We start from the raw sequence: 15,562 nt of genomic DNA, 5'->3' as shown, positions 1-15,562 counted from the left end.
ATAGTCTACAGGCGCTGTTTAAACTGGTAGTAGCGACCTTGTTTTGCCAGCAGCTCTGCGTGACTACCTTGCTCAATTATGTGTCCGTTGTCCATCACAATTATCTGATCGAAATTCACCAGCCCTCGCAGACGGTGCGTGACCATCAGCACGGTTTTACCTTTCATCACATTCGCCAGTAAATCAAGGATTTGGCTCTCTGTCGTGGCATCCAGTCCTTCTGTCGGTTCATCCAGCAGCATCAGCGGCGCATCGTGCAGCAGCGCACGCGCAATGGCCAGACGACGCAGTTCGCCGCCGGAAAGCTGTCGACCCCCTTCACCCAGCCAGCTGTTCAACCCGTCGTCTTCAAGCAGCTTGTGCAGCCCAACCTGCTCCAGCATTGCCCGCAGCGTATCGTCGGAGGCGTCTGGTGCCGCCAGAAGAAGATTATCGCGCAGCGTAGCGCTGAACAGATGCACCCGCTGGGGCACGACGCTGACCGTTTTACGCAAGGCCGCTTCGCTAAAACCAGACAGCGGAACGTCGTTAAACCGAATCTCGCCCTGCTGTGGGTCCCACGCGCGCGTGAGAAGTTGCAGAAGTGTCGATTTCCCACATCCCGTACGGCCAAGGATCGCAATGCGCTGCCCGGCATCAACAGAAAGGGTGATGTCTTCCAGCGCGTTTTGCGCCTGCTTGTCGTAGGCGAAAGTGACATTGCTGAGCGTCAGCGCGACCTGCTCTGGCACAGCGGTTTGACCCGCGCTGAACTTCACTTCCGGCTCCTGCTCGGCAATATCCGTAATGCGCAGCGCAGAGGCAATCACCTGGCCGAGATGCTGAAAGGCGCCCGTGACCGGGGCTAAGGCTTCAAAGGCTGCCAGGGCACAGAAAACAAACAGCGCAATCAGCGGGCCAGGCTGCGCGTTACCGCCCACGCCACCGGAGGCCATCCAGAGCATGGCGATGACGGCAATCCCACCAATTAACATCATCAGCGCCTGGGAGAACGCGGTCAGTTCAGACTGGCGCCGCTGGGCTTCATGCCAGTTCAGCTCCGTATTTTCCATGCGGGCGCGGTACCGTTTGCTGGCACCAAAAAGGGTGAGCTCGGCCTGTCCCTGCAACCAGGCGGTGAGCTGCTGGCGATATTCCCCTCGCAGGCGCGTCAGGTTTTCCCCGGTGGTTTTACCTGCACGATAAAACAGGGGCGGCAGAATAATCAGCGTCATCAGCATGATGCCGCCGAGCGTCAGTGCGATGGGAACATCCAGGAAACTCAACCCCAGCGTGACCACGACAATCACTACAAACGCGCCCACCATAGGTGAAATGACGCGCAGGTAGAGGTGATCCAGCGTATCCACATCTGCGACCACGCGGTTGAGTAATTCGCCCTGTCGAAAACGTGCCAGCCCGGCAGGGGAGAGGGGCAGCAGTTTGCTGAAGGTGTAAATACGCAGGTGTTGCAGCACGCGGAAGGTCGCGTCGTGGCTGACCAGACGTTCGAAGTAGCGTCCGGCAGTTCGCGTAATTGCCGTGCCGCGCACCCCGGCGGCAGGCAGCATGTAGTTAAAGCTGTACAGCCCGGCAAAGCCTGCGGCCGCAGATGCGGAGAGGAACCAGCCGGAAAGCGTAAGCAGACCGATGCTGGCCAGCAGAGTGACGATCGCCAGCACGATCCCGAGCGTCAGCATCCATTTGTGGCGTTTATACAGTGCAAGATACGGAAGCAGGGCGCGCATCAGATATCCTCCTGACGGTTCGCCAGCAGGGTCGCAAACGGCCCCTGCGCGGCAACAAGCGCGGCGTAATCGCCTTGTTCAACAATGTGTCCGTTTTCCATCACCCAGATCTGATCCCAGTCGGCAATACCTTCCAGCTGGTGAGTCACCATCAGGGTGGTTTGCTGGCGTGAGGCTGCGTTAAGCGCATCCATCACGCGCTGCTCGCTGTGAGCGTCCAGGCTGGCGGCGGGTTCGTCCAGCAGCATTAGCGAAGAGGGATTCAGCAGCGCACGGGCAACCGCGACGCGCTGTGCCTGGCCAACTGACAGCCCGGCAGACTGATCGCCAATGACGGTATCGACACCCTGCGCAAGCAGCGGCAGAAACTCGCTGACCCAGGCGCGGTCGAGGACCGATTGCAGCTCATCTTCACGCGCATTCGGGCGTGCCAGCAGCACATTCTCGCGCAGCGTCGGAGCTGGCAGCTGAGGGTTTTGCCCCACCCAACTCAGCTGTTTACGCCAGGCATCAGGATCGAGCTCGCGCAGCTCCGTTTTATTGATACGCAGCGATCCGGTGTACGCCATAAAACCTGACAGCGCATTCAACAATGAGCTTTTACCTGAGCCGCTGGTACCCACCAGCACCACACGTTGCCCGGCAGGCAGGGTAAAGTTCAGCGGACCGGCCAGCACTTTGCCTTCAGGCGACAGAACAGAAAAATCCTGTGCTTCAATGGTCACCGGATCGTTCGTATTCAGCGTTACCTCACCACGCTCTGGATTCGCCAGCGGCGTTTCCATGAAGGTTTTCAGGCTGTCGGCAGCACCCACCGCCTGCGCTTTGGCATGGTAAAAGGTGCCGAGATCGCGAAGCGGCTGGAAAAATTCCGGGGCCAGGATCAGCGCCAGGAACCCGGCGGAAAGCGTGACCGCCGTACCGTAGTGGCCAAAGTCCAGCGCGCCGAGGTAGGAGAAGCCAAAGTAAACCGCCACCAGCGCAATCGACAGGGAGGTGAAAAATTCGAGCACGCCAGATGAGAGAAAGGCCATGCGCAACACTTCCATGGTGCGCTGACGGAAATCCTGCGACGCCAGACGAATGTTTTCGGTTTCCGCTTCACCACGACCGAAGATCCGCAGGGTTTCCATTCCGCGCAGACGGTCCAGGAAATGACCGCTCAACCGACCCAGCGCCAGGAAGTTACGACGGTTAGCATCTGCCGCGCCCATGCCGACCATCGCCATAAACAGCGGGATGAGCGGGGCGGTGCCCAGCAGGATCAACGCCGCCACCCAGTTAACAGGGAAGATGGCGATAACAATCATCAGGGGCACAAATACTGCCAGCGCCATCTGGGGAAGATAACGCGCGTAGTAATCGTGCATATCGTCGATTTGCTCAAGGATCAGCGTCGCCCAGCTGCCGGCTGGCTTACCCTGGATCCACGCAGGCCCGGCTTCCGAAAGCCGATCGAGCACCTTGCGGCGAATCTCATAGCGGATGTGCTGCCCGGCGTGGAACCCAACCCGCTCGCGCAGCCAGACCACCCACGCACGCAGAACGAAAACCAGCACCAGAACGATAAACGGCAACAGCAGCGCTTCGCGCGGGATGTTCTCCATGATCATATGGTTGAGAATGCGGGCCAGCAGCCATGCCTGGGCAACAATCAACAGACCGCTGATGAATCCCAAAACGCGGGAAATCATAAGCCAGCGGCGGGACAGAACGCTTTGCTGTTTCAGCCAGCGGGTTAACTCTTGTTGACGGGTTTTTTCCATTGCGTACTTTGCAGGTGACGTTATAAGAAATTAGACCTCTGCATGTTACACGCGAGCAAAAATAAAGGCGACCAGTGGCCGCCTTTATTTACGTTTGTTACTGACTTGTAAAGATTATTTGCCTTGTTCAGCCAGCCCGTCCAGGTAGCGTTCTGCGTCCAGCGCGGCCATACAACCGGTGCCCGCAGAGGTGATCGCCTGACGATAAATATGGTCCATCACGTCGCCAGCTGCGAAGACACCCGGAACGCTGGTCTGGGTGGCGTTGCCGTGAATGCCAGACTGCACTTTGATGTAGCCGTTCTCCAGCTCCAGCTGGCCTTCAAAGATAGCCGTGTTCGGGCTGTGACCGATTGCCACAAACAGGCCTGCCACTTCCAGCGTTTCGACGTTATCGGTGTTCTGGGTATCACGGATACGCAGTCCCGCCACGCCCATCTGATCGCCAGTCACTTCTTCCAGCGTACGGTTGGTATGCAGCACAATGTTGCCGCTCGCCACTTTGTCCATCAGGCGTTTAATCAGGATCTTCTCCGCGCGGAAGGTGTCGCGACGGTGAATCAGGTGTACTTCTGAGGCAATATTTGCCAGATACAGCGCTTCTTCCACAGCGGTGTTGCCGCCGCCGATAACCGCAACTTTCTGGTTGCGATAGAAGAAACCGTCGCAGGTCGCGCAGGCTGACACGCCGCGGCCTTTGAACGCTTCTTCAGACGGCAGGCCGAGATAGCGGGCAGAGGCGCCGGTGGCGATGATCAGCGCATCGCAGGTGTATTCGCCGCTGTCACCCGTCAGGCGGAACGGACGGTTCTGCAAATCCACTTTATTGATGTGGTCGAACAGGATTTCGGTTTCGAATTTGGCGGCATGCTCGTGCATGCGCTCCATCAGCAGCGGCCCGGTCAGGTCGTTCGGGTCGCCAGGCCAGTTTTCCACTTCCGTGGTGGTGGTCAGCTGACCGCCTTTTTCCATCCCGGTGATCAGTACCGGTTGCAGGTTAGCGCGTGCAGCATAGACCGCTGCGGTATATCCCGCAGGTCCAGAACCAAGGATTAGCAGCTTACTGTGTTTGGTCGTGCCCATGAGATCCCCATTGTTGTTGGCAGGCAATGGGCTGGATTGTAGGGAATTTGTTGCCGTAAAAAAAGAGCAGGAGAGTTTTGCTTCCGATATATGCAATAGACGCGCCCTATGGGTCAGAGGCGGTCACATCACTTCTGCTACTGAAAACCGCGCGTTTATAAGGCAATAAAATGAGGATTAATACCCCTCCGTAATGAATATCCGGCATGTTGTACTAAAAATCGATGTTTTGCTTTGACAATCCCCTGCGCTTTTGCGAAAACATTCAAGGAAGAAAAAAAGACGCACGAACTGCATGCCGCATAGACATGCACGGAAATGCCATTTTTACCGGGTCAGTGAAATCTACGCATGGTGTGGACAGACGCCATACGTGATGTCTGTGACTGCTTTCGGGCAACGGTCTTCTTACCGCAGAACCCGAATCTACATCGCGTCTAATACATAACCAGGCGATGTGATGAATAACGGGTCCAGGCTCTGAACAGTGATGTGCACAGGGTCCAGGCAGGAGTAGGGAAGGAATACAGAGAGACAATAATAATGGTAGATAGCAAGAAGCGCCCTGGCAAAGATCTCGACCGTATCGATCGTAACATTCTTAATGAATTGCAAAAGGATGGGCGTATTTCCAACGTCGAGCTTTCAAAACGTGTGGGACTTTCCCCGACGCCGTGCCTTGAGCGTGTGCGTCGACTGGAAAGACAGGGTTTTATTCAGGGCTATACGGCTCTGCTGAACCCGCATTATCTGGATGCCTCACTTCTGGTATTTGTTGAGATTACTCTGAATCGTGGTGCACCAGATGTGTTTGAGCAATTTAACGCCGCTGTACAAAAACTTGAAGAAATTCAAGAGTGTCATCTGGTTTCCGGTGATTTTGACTACCTGTTGAAAACCCGTGTGCCTGATATGTCCGCCTACCGTAAGCTGCTGGGTGAAACCCTGCTGCGTCTGCCAGGCGTGAACGACACCCGTACTTATGTGGTGATGGAAGAGGTCAAACAGAGCAATCGTCTGGTTATTAAGACGCGCTAACACGGAACAGGTGCAAAATCAGTGTAGTTTGATTACACTCCTGTTAATCCATACAGCAACAGTGCCGGGAAGTCCCGGCGCTGTTGTCCGTTTTAGCACACAGGCAGGACATGCCTGATACCTGGAGAGCCTTTCTTGAGCCAGGAATACACTGAAGACAAAGAAGTCACATTATCTAAGCTAAGCAGCGGACGTCGTCTCCTTGAGGCGTTACTGATTGTTATTGCCCTTTTTGCCGTCTGGCTGATGGCTGCCTTACTCAGTTTCAACCCCTCAGACCCCAGCTGGTCGCAAACCGCATGGCATGAGCCTATCCATAATTTAGGTGGTGTTCCCGGTGCCTGGCTTGCGGACACGCTCTTCTTCATTTTCGGTGTGATGGCCTATACCCTTCCCGTCATCATTATTGGCGGATGCTGGTTTGCCTGGCGTCATCGACAGAACGACGACTACATCGATTATTTTGCCGTTTCGCTGCGCCTGATTGGCGCCCTGGCGCTGATCCTCACCTCCTGCGGACTGGCGGCGATCAACGCCGATGACATCTGGTACTTCGCCTCCGGCGGGGTGATTGGCAGCCTGTTGAGCTCCGCGCTGCAACCGATGCTTCACAGCAGCGGCGGCACGCTGGCGCTGCTTTGTATCTGGGCAGCGGGCCTGACGCTGTTTACCGGCTGGTCCTGGGTGAGCATTGCCGAAAAAATCGGCAGCTTTATTCTGACTCTGCTGACGTTTGCCAGCAATCGCACCCGTCGTGACGATACGTGGGTCGATGAAGACGAATATGAAGATGAGTACGAAGAGGAAGACGAGGCACCCGTGCAGCGTCGTGAATCCCGCCGTGCCCGTATTCTGCGCGGTGCTCTGGCGCGCCGCCAGCGCGTTGCTGAAAAATTCGCTAACCCGTTAGGCCGTAAAACGGATGCCGCGCTTTTCTCCGGCAAACGTATGGATGAAGAGGAGCAGATTGAGTATCGCGGCGCGGCCGTCGATCCTGATGATGTGTTGTTCTCTGGTCATCGAGCTACGCCGGGTGAGTATGATGAATACGATCCGCTGTTGCATGGTCATTCCGTGACTGAACCGGTAGCCGCTGCTGCTGCCGCAACGACGGCTGCGCAGGCCCATGTTGCGCCTGTTGAAGCCGTGATGCCGTCCTCGCCTGTTCCTGCACCGGAGTCCGCGATCCAGCAACCGCAGGTGGACTGGCAGACTGCGCCAGGCGTCCATACGCCTGAACCGACCATTGCGCCGGAGCCTGAAAGCTATATTCCTGTGCAGCAGGAACAGTGGCAGCAACCGTATCAGCCGCCTGAGCCTGCCAGCGAGCCGCAACAGCCGTATCAGGCTTATACGCCCGAACCTGCTGAACCTGAACAGCCATACGTTGCGCCGGTGTCTGAACCCGAAGTGGTGGAGGAAGCGAAGCCATCCCGTCCGCCATTGTACTATTTTGAAGAGGTGGAAGAGCGCCGTGCCCGAGAGCGCGAGCAGCTTGCCGCCTGGTATCAGCCCGTGCCTGAGCCGGTGCAGGAGCCTGTTGTAAAAGCGCCTTCTGCGAGCGTTGCACCTGTAGATCCAGCGCCAGCCGTTGCGTCAGGAGCGGAAACCGTGAAGCAGGCAACGGCAGCCGCTGCCGCGTCCGCTCCGCTATTCAGCCCGGCAACCGACGGTGCGCCGCGTCCTCAGGTAAAAGAGGGCATTGGTCCACAATTGCCGCGCCCTAATCGCGTGCGCGTACCGACGCGCCGGGAGCTGGCCTCTTATGGCATTAAACTGCCTTCCCAGCGTATGGCGGAAGAAAAAGCCCGTGAGTCCGACTACGAAGATGATGCCGACGAACTGCATCAGGATGAGCTGGCGCGTCAGTTTGCCGCCCAGCAGACTCAACGCTACGGGAATGAGTACCAACACGATGTTCATTCTCAGCAGGATGAAGATGATGCTGCCGAAGCGGAATTAGCGCGTCAGTTTGCGGCCACGCAACAGCAACGTTATTCCGGTGAGCAGCCTTCGGGGGCAAACCCGTTCTCGCTCTCGGATTTTGAATTTTCACCGATGAAAGATCTGGTGGATGACGGTCCGAGCGAACCGCTGTTCACGCCGAGCGTGATGCCAGAAGCGGAACCGGTGCGTCAGGCGCCAGCGCCGCAGGTTAATGCGCAGCCACAACAGCCAGCGCCGCAGGCTTATGCGCAGCCGCATACACCGCCGGCCCAACCGCCGCAGCCGCAGTTCCAGCAGCCAGCACCACAGCCGCAGGAAAGCCTGATTCACCCGCTGCTGATGCGTAACGGAGACAGCCGTCCGCTGCAACGACCAAGTACGCCGTTGCCGTCGCTGGATCTGTTAACGCCGCCGCCAGCGGAAGTCGAACCGGTGGATACTTTTGCTCTTGAGCAGATGGCCCGTCTGGTGGAAGCGCGTCTGGCTGACTTCCGTATTAAAGCGGACGTGGTGAACTACTCCCCTGGCCCGGTGATCACCCGTTTCGAACTGAACCTGGCGCCAGGCGTAAAAGCGGCGCGTATTTCTAACCTGTCCCGTGACCTGGCGCGTTCTCTGTCGACCGTGGCGGTACGCGTGGTGGAAGTGATCCCTGGTAAGCCTTACGTTGGCCTTGAGCTGCCAAACAAGAAACGCCAGACCGTTTATCTGCGTGAAGTTCTGGATAACACCAAATTCCGCGACAACCCGTCCCCTCTGACCGTGGTGTTGGGTAAAGATATCGCTGGCGATCCGGTGGTTGCCGATCTCGCGAAGATGCCGCACCTGCTGGTTGCGGGTACCACCGGCTCCGGTAAATCGGTCGGGGTGAACGCCATGATCCTCAGTATGCTCTACAAAGCGCAGCCTGAAGATGTGCGTTTCATCATGATCGACCCGAAAATGCTTGAACTGTCCGTCTACGAAGGCATTCCGCACCTGTTAACGGAAGTAGTGACCGACATGAAGGACGCCGCCAACGCATTGCGCTGGAGCGTCAATGAAATGGAGCGTCGCTACAAGCTGATGTCTGCGCTGGGCGTGCGTAACCTGGCCGGTTATAACGAGAAAATCGCTGAGGCGGCACGTATGGGCCGTCCGATTCCGGACCCATACTGGAAGCCGGGTGACAGCATGGATGCCCAGCATCCGGTGCTGGAAAAACTGCCTTACATCGTGGTGCTGGTGGATGAGTTCGCCGACCTGATGATGACCGTTGGCAAGAAAGTGGAAGAGCTGATTGCGCGTCTGGCACAGAAAGCGCGTGCGGCGGGCATCCACCTGGTGCTGGCAACGCAGCGTCCGTCCGTAGACGTTATCACCGGTCTTATTAAGGCAAACATCCCGACCCGTATCGCGTTTACCGTGTCGAGTAAAATTGACTCGCGTACTATCCTTGACCAGGGCGGTGCAGAGTCGCTGCTGGGGATGGGTGATATGCTCTATTCCGGCCCGAACTCCACCTCGCCGGTGCGTGTCCACGGTGCATTTGTTCGCGACCAGGAAGTGCATGCGGTGGTGCAGGACTGGAAAGCGCGCGGTCGGCCGCAATACGTTGACGGCATCACCTCCGACAGTGAAAGCGAAGGTGGCGGCGGTGGTTTTGACGGCGGCGAAGAGCTGGATCCGTTATTTGACCAGGCGGTTAATTTCGTCACCGAAAAACGTAAGGCGTCCATCTCCGGCGTCCAGCGCCAGTTCCGTATTGGCTACAACCGCGCGGCACGTATCATCGAGCAGATGGAAGCCCAGGGCATCGTGAGCGAACAGGGGCATAACGGTAACCGTGAGGTGCTGGCGCCACCGCCGTTTGATTAACCTTCAGCGATTGCAAAGAAGGGTAAATCAGCAAAAATTAAGCATATTCTTCTGTCGCCTGCCTTCGGGCAGGTCCAGAATAGAAACGGAACCCCCATATCGGGAAGACGTATTTTAAGGAATAACAATGAAAAAAATCGCCATCGCCTGTGCATTACTCTCCAGTTTTGTTGCCAGCAGCGTCTGGGCTGATGCAGCCAGCGACCTTAAAAGCCGACTGGATAAAGTGAGCAGCTTCCACGCCAGCTTCACGCAAAAAGTGACTGACGGCAGTGGCAACGCGGTGCAGGAAGGTCAGGGGGATTTGTGGGTGAAACGCCCGAATCTCTTCAACTGGCACATGACCCAGCCGGATGAAAGCGTGCTGGTGTCTGACGGGAAAACCTTATGGTTCTACAACCCGTTTGTTGAGCAGGCGACCGCCACCTGGCTGAAAGACGCGACCAGCAATACGCCGTTTATGCTCATTGCCCGTAACCAGTCCAGCGACTGGCAGCAGTACAACATTAAACAAAACGGTGATGAGTTCGTCCTGACACCAAAAGGCAGCAACGGTAACCTGAAGCAGTTCACCATTAACGTGAGCAGCAACGGTACCATTAATCAGTTCGGTGCGGTTGAGCAGGACGATCAGCGCAGTAGCTATCAGCTTAAGTCTCAGCAAAACGGCGCTGTAGATGCTTCGAAATTCACCTTTACCCCGCCGCAGGGCGTAACGGTGGACGACCAACGTAATAAGTAAGAGGCATGAGTGAGCAACCTGTCGCTCGATTTTTCAGATAATGCGTTTCAACCTCTGGCCGCCCGTATGCGGCCAGAAAATTTAGCGCAGTACATCGGCCAGCAACACCTGCTGGCTGCGGGGAAACCCTTGCCGCGCGCCATAGAGGCCGGGCATCTGCACTCCATGATCCTCTGGGGGCCACCCGGCACCGGCAAAACAACCCTCGCTGAAGTGATCGCCCGCTATGCTAACGCGGACGTTGAGCGCATCTCGGCGGTTACCTCCGGCGTAAAGGAGATTCGTGAGGCGATCGAGCGCGCGCGGCAAAACCGTAATGCCGGGCGCCGCACCATTCTTTTTGTTGATGAAGTCCACCGCTTCAACAAGAGCCAACAGGATGCGTTTCTGCCGCACATTGAAGACGGCACGATTTTCTTCATCGGCGCAACCACGGAAAACCCGTCGTTTGAGCTGAACTCTGCGCTCCTTTCCCGCGCCCGCGTTTACCTGCTTAAATCCCTGACTACAGAGGATATCGAAAAGGTTCTGACCCAGGCGATGGAGGACAAAGCGCGGGGTTACGGCGGACAGGATATCGTTCTGCCGGACGACACGCGTCGTGCGATCGCTGAACTGGTCAACGGCGATGCGCGTCGGGCGCTGAATACGCTGGAAATGATGGCCGATATGGCCGAAGTGGATGATGCCGGCAAGCGCGTACTGAAACCTGAATTGCTCACCGAAATAGCCGGTGAACGCAGCGCACGCTTCGATAATAAAGGCGATCGTTTTTACGACCTGATCTCTGCATTACATAAGTCCGTGCGCGGCAGCGCCCCGGATGCGGCGCTCTACTGGTACGCGCGTATCATTACCGCCGGTGGCGATCCGTTATATGTCGCGCGTCGCTGCCTGGCCATCGCGTCAGAAGATGTCGGTAATGCCGATCCACGCGCCATGCAGGTCGCTATTTCCGCCTGGGACTGCTTTACCCGCGTCGGACCCGCGGAAGGTGAGCGTGCCATTGCGCAGGCAATTGTCTATCTGGCCTGCGCGCCGAAAAGTAACGCGGTGTATACCGCCTTCAAAGCGGCGATGTCAGATGCACGTGAACGTCCGGACTACGATGTGCCGGTTCATCTGCGCAATGCGCCAACCAAATTGATGAAAGAGATGGGGTATGGGCAGGAGTATCGCTACGCCCATGATGAACCCAATGCCTACGCCGCCGGCGAGGAGTATTTCCCGCAGGAGATGGCACAAACCCGCTATTATCATCCCACAAACAGAGGTCTTGAGGGTAAGATTGGCGAAAAGCTCGCCTGGCTTGCCGGACAGGATCAAAATAGCCCTATAAAACGCTACCGTTAGTTCAATCGTTGCGGTAATGTTGGCAATATATCTCTGTGGCCGCAGGCTGTGGTCACTTTTTCCTTTTTTCAATTCGATAAGCACAGGATAAGCATGCTCGATCCCAATCTGCTGCGTAATGAGCCAGACGCAGTCGCTGAAAAACTGGCACGCCGGGGCTTTAAGCTGGATGTAGATAAGCTGCGCGCTCTTGAAGAGCGTCGTAAAGTTTTGCAGGTACAAACTGAAAATCTGCAAGCAGAGCGTAATTCTCGATCGAAATCCATTGGCCAGGCGAAAGCGCGCGGGGAAGATATTGAGCCATTACGCCTGGAAGTGAACAAACTGGGTGAAGAGCTGGATCAGGCGAAAGCTGAACTGGATGTTCTTCAGGCTGAAATTCGTGATATCGCTCTGGCGATCCCGAACATTCCTGACGACAGCGTGCCTGTCGGCAAAGACGAAAACGACAACGTTGAAGTGAAACGCTGGGGCACGCCTCGCGAGTTTGACTTCGAGGTGCGCGATCACGTCACGCTGGGCGAAATGCACGCGGGCCTGGACTTTGCGGCTGCGGTTAAGCTGACGGGTTCTCGCTTTGTGGTCATGAAAGGTCAAATTGCCCATCTGCATCGCGCTCTGGCGCAGTTCATGCTGGATCTGCACACCGAGCAGCACGGCTACAGCGAAACCTACGTTCCGTATCTGGTTAACCACGATACGCTGTACGGTACCGGCCAGCTGCCGAAATTTGCCGGCGATCTGTTCCACACCCGTCCGCTGGACGAGGAAGCAGACAGCAGCAACTACGCGCTGATCCCAACCGCGGAAGTGCCGCTGACCAACCTCGTGCGTGATGAGATCATCGACGAAGACGATCTGCCAATCAAACTGACCGCGCACTCTCCATGTTTCCGTTCTGAAGCCGGTTCTTACGGTCGCGATACGCGCGGTCTGATCCGTATGCACCAGTTCGATAAAGTTGAGATGGTGCAGATCGTTCGTCCGGAAGAGTCTATGGACGCGCTGGAAGAGATGACCGGTCATGCTGAGAAAGTGCTGGAGCTGCTGGGCCTGCCGTACCGCCGTATGGCGCTGTGCACCGGCGACATGGGCTTCGGTGCCTGCAAAACCTTCGACCTTGAAGTCTGGGTGCCTGCGCAGAACACCTACCGTGAAATCTCCTCCTGCTCCAACGTCTGGGATTTCCAGGCGCGTCGTATGCAGGCGCGTTGCCGCAGCAAATCTGACAAGAAAACCCGTCTGGTTCATACCCTGAACGGTTCCGGTCTGGCAGTAGGCCGTACGCTGGTTGCTGTGCTGGAAAACTACCAGCAGGCTGACGGACGCATTGAGATCCCTGAAGTGCTGCGCCCTTACATGAAAGGCCAGCAGTTCATCGGCTAATTATTTGCTCTAAGACAAAAAAGCGCCTCAGGGCGCTTTTTTTATGCCTCTGATTTGATACGAAGCAATAACCCCTCCCTCTAAAGTAGTAATACTCCTCCGAACGAAAGTCAGCATAAAACACTGATAACCAAAAATATCGTTATACATAAAACTATATAGCGGTGTGTGCCGCCCTTTATTTCTTTGTGAGCAACCAAAGTGAGTCTTTATGAAAATCAAAGCGCCTGAAGCGTTAATGGCTGCCGAGGTCACTCGCCGTGGGTTGATGAAAACCACGGCAATAGGCGGTCTGGCGGTTGCCAGCAGCGCCTTTACGCTCCCTTTTACCCGTCTGGCGTCGGCGGCGGAGGCTCTGTCTCCCGCTTCAGCCCCGGAAAAAGTGGTGTGGAGTGCCTGTACCGTTAACTGTGGTAGCCGTTGTCCTCTGCGTATGCATGTTGTGGACGGTGAAATCAAATATGTCGAAACAGACAATACCGGCGATGATAACTACGAAGGGTTACATCAGGTTCGTGCCTGTCTGCGTGGTCGTTCAATGCGCCGTCGCGTTTATAACCCGGATCGTCTGAAATACCCAATGAAGCGCGTCGGTAAGCGTGGGGAAGGGAAGTTCGAGCGTATTAGCTGGGACGAAGCCTACGATATTATCGCGACTAACATGCAGCGCCTGATCAAAGAGTATGGCAACGAATCCATCTACCTCAACTACGGCACCGGCACGCTGGGCGGTACCATGACCCGCTCCTGGCCGCCGGGTAAAACGCTGGTGGCGCGCCTGATGAACTGCTGCGGCGGCTATCTCAATCATTACGGCGACTACTCTTCCGCACAGATTGCTGCGGGGCTGAACTACACCTACGGCGGCTGGGCAGACGGTAACAGCCCGTCGGATATCGAAAACAGTAAACTGGTGGTGTTGTTCGGTAACAACCCAGGCGAAACCCGGATGAGCGGCGGTGGGGTAACCTATTATCTTGAGCAGGCGCGCGCCAAATCCAACGCACGTATGATCATCGTCGATCCGCGCTATACCGATACCGGCGCGGGACGTGAAGACGAGTGGATCCCTATTCGCCCTGGTACCGATGCGGCGCTGGTCAATGCGCTGGCGTATGTGATGATCACTGAAAACCTCGTCGATCAGCCGTTCCTTGATAAATACTGCGTGGGTTATGACGAGAAGACCCTGCCAGCCAGCGCACCGGCTAACGGGCATTACAAAGCGTACATTCTTGGTCAGGGCAGCGACGGGGTAGCGAAAACCCCTGAGTGGGCATCCACCATTACCGGCATTCCAGTCGAGCGTATTGTTCAGCTGGCCCGTGAAATTGGTTCAGCAAAACCGGCTTATATCAGCCAGGGATGGGGACCACAGCGTCACGCGAACGGCGAAATTGCCACCCGCGCTATTTCTATGCTCTCGATTCTGACTGGCAACGTTGGTATTCACGGCGGTAATAGCGGGGCGCGTGAAGGCTCGTATGAAGTCCCGTTTGAACGTATGCCAACGCTGGATAACCCGGTTCAGACCAGCATCTCCATGTTTATGTGGACGGACGCGATCGAGCGCGGTCCGGAAATGACCGCGCTGCGTGACGGTGTTCGAGGCAAAGATAAGCTGGACGTGCCGATCAAAATGATCTGGAACTACGCCGGTAACTGCCTGATCAACCAGCACTCTGAAATCAACCGCACCCATGAAATTTTGCAGGACGACAAGAAGTGCGAAATGATTGTGGTGATCGACTGCCACATGACCTCATCGGCGAAGTATGCCGATATTCTGCTCCCAGACTGCACTGCGTCTGAGCAGATGGATTTCGCGCTGGACGCCTCCTGCGGCAACATGTCCTATGTGATCTTCACTGACCAGGCCATCAAACCGCGCTTCGAGTGCAAAACCATCTATGAGATGACTTCCGAGCTGGCGAAACGTCTTGGCGTTGAGCAGCAGTTCACTGAAGGACGTACTCAGGAAGGGTGGATGCGCCATCTGCATGAGCTCTCACGCAAAGCCATTCCTGACCTGCCGGACTTCGATATCTTCCGCAAGCAGGGCATGTACAAGCAGCGCGATCCCGAAGGGCATCACGTGGCGTATAAAGCCTTCCGCGACGATCCGCAGGCCAATCCGCTGACCACGCCGTCGGGCAAAATCGAGATCTACTCCGAAGAGCTGGCAAAAATTGCCGCAACGTGGGAATTGCCGGAAGGGGACGTTATCGATCCGCTGCCGATTTATACGCCAGGCTTCGAAAACTACAACGATCCGCTGACGGCGAAATTCCCGCTTCAGTTGACCGGTTTCCACTACAAAGCGCGTGTTCACTCCACCTACGGCAACGTTGACGTACTGAAAGCGGCCTGCCGACAGGAGATGTGGATCAACCCGATGGATGCGAAAGCGCGCGGCATCAGTAATGGCGATCGCGTACGTATCTTCAACGGACGTGGCGAAGTGCATATCGAAGCTAAAGTGACTCCGCGTATGATGCCTGGCGTTGTCGCGCTGGGGGAAGGGGCCTGGTATAACCCGGATGCGAACCGTATCGATCAGGCGGGCTGCATCAACGTTCTCACTACGCAGCGTCCGTCGCCGCTGGCGAAGGGCAACCCATCCCACACAAACCTCGTTCAGGTTGAAAAGGCGTAAGGAGTAA

General features: G+C 56.4%; 9 protein-coding genes. 6 read left to right on the top strand and 3 right to left on the bottom strand.

Annotated elements, in window-relative coordinates:
- Window positions 1–5: 5 nt before the first annotated feature.
- The 3 genes from cydC to trxB form a co-directional block, all read right to left on the bottom strand.
- Entirely contained in the window at window positions 6–1,727 is a 1,722-nt protein-coding gene (gene cydC, locus O1722_RS15280) for a heme ABC transporter ATP-binding protein/permease CydC (protein ID WP_003858307.1), read from the bottom strand.
- Window positions 1,727–3,493, bottom strand: a complete 1,767-nt coding sequence (gene cydD / locus O1722_RS15275; RefSeq protein ID WP_033486311.1) for a heme ABC transporter permease/ATP-binding protein CydD — start codon at window positions 3,491–3,493, stop codon at window positions 1,727–1,729. Before cydD ends, cydC begins: the two co-directional genes overlap by 1 nt.
- A 114-nt stretch (window positions 3,494–3,607) precedes the next feature.
- On the bottom strand, window positions 3,608–4,576 hold the full coding sequence (trxB, locus tag O1722_RS15270; RefSeq protein ID WP_003858303.1) for a thioredoxin-disulfide reductase: 969 nt from the start codon (window positions 4,574–4,576) through the stop codon (window positions 3,608–3,610).
- Window positions 4,577–5,119: 543 nt separating this feature from the next.
- Here trxB and lrp point away from each other — a divergent pair.
- The 6 genes from lrp (at window position 5,120) to dmsA (ending at window position 15,555) form a co-directional block, all read left to right on the top strand.
- A complete protein-coding gene (gene lrp / locus O1722_RS15265) occupies window positions 5,120–5,614 on the top strand; it encodes a leucine-responsive transcriptional regulator Lrp (protein ID WP_000228469.1) in 495 nt (164 codons plus the stop codon).
- 135 nt (window positions 5,615–5,749) lie between these two features.
- Entirely contained in the window at window positions 5,750–9,418 is a 3,669-nt protein-coding gene (locus O1722_RS15260; protein WP_033486289.1) for a DNA translocase FtsK 4TM domain-containing protein, read from the top strand.
- 127 nt (window positions 9,419–9,545) lie between these two features.
- Window positions 9,546–10,160, top strand: a complete 615-nt coding sequence (lolA, locus tag O1722_RS15255; protein WP_003858270.1) for an outer membrane lipoprotein periplasmic chaperone LolA — start codon at window positions 9,546–9,548, stop codon at window positions 10,158–10,160.
- Between the two features lie 9 nt (window positions 10,161–10,169).
- Complete coding sequence (rarA, locus tag O1722_RS15250; RefSeq protein WP_023296220.1) at window positions 10,170–11,513, top strand: replication-associated recombination protein RarA; 1,344 nt, start codon at window positions 10,170–10,172, stop codon at window positions 11,511–11,513.
- A gap of 93 nt (window positions 11,514–11,606) precedes the next feature.
- Complete coding sequence (gene serS, locus O1722_RS15245) at window positions 11,607–12,899, top strand: serine--tRNA ligase (RefSeq protein WP_003858266.1); 1,293 nt, start codon at window positions 11,607–11,609, stop codon at window positions 12,897–12,899.
- A gap of 211 nt (window positions 12,900–13,110) precedes the next feature.
- Window positions 13,111–15,555, top strand: coding sequence for a dimethylsulfoxide reductase subunit A (gene dmsA, locus O1722_RS15240; RefSeq protein WP_033486286.1), 2,445 nt, complete (start codon window positions 13,111–13,113; stop codon window positions 15,553–15,555).
- Window positions 15,556–15,562 lie beyond the last annotated feature (7 nt).

The sequence above is a fragment of the Enterobacter cloacae complex sp. HYC003_NIDB genome (assembly GCF_056673375.1).
The sequence above is the reverse complement of the archived record's forward strand: the minus strand, read 5'-3'. Positions and strand labels throughout refer to the sequence as shown.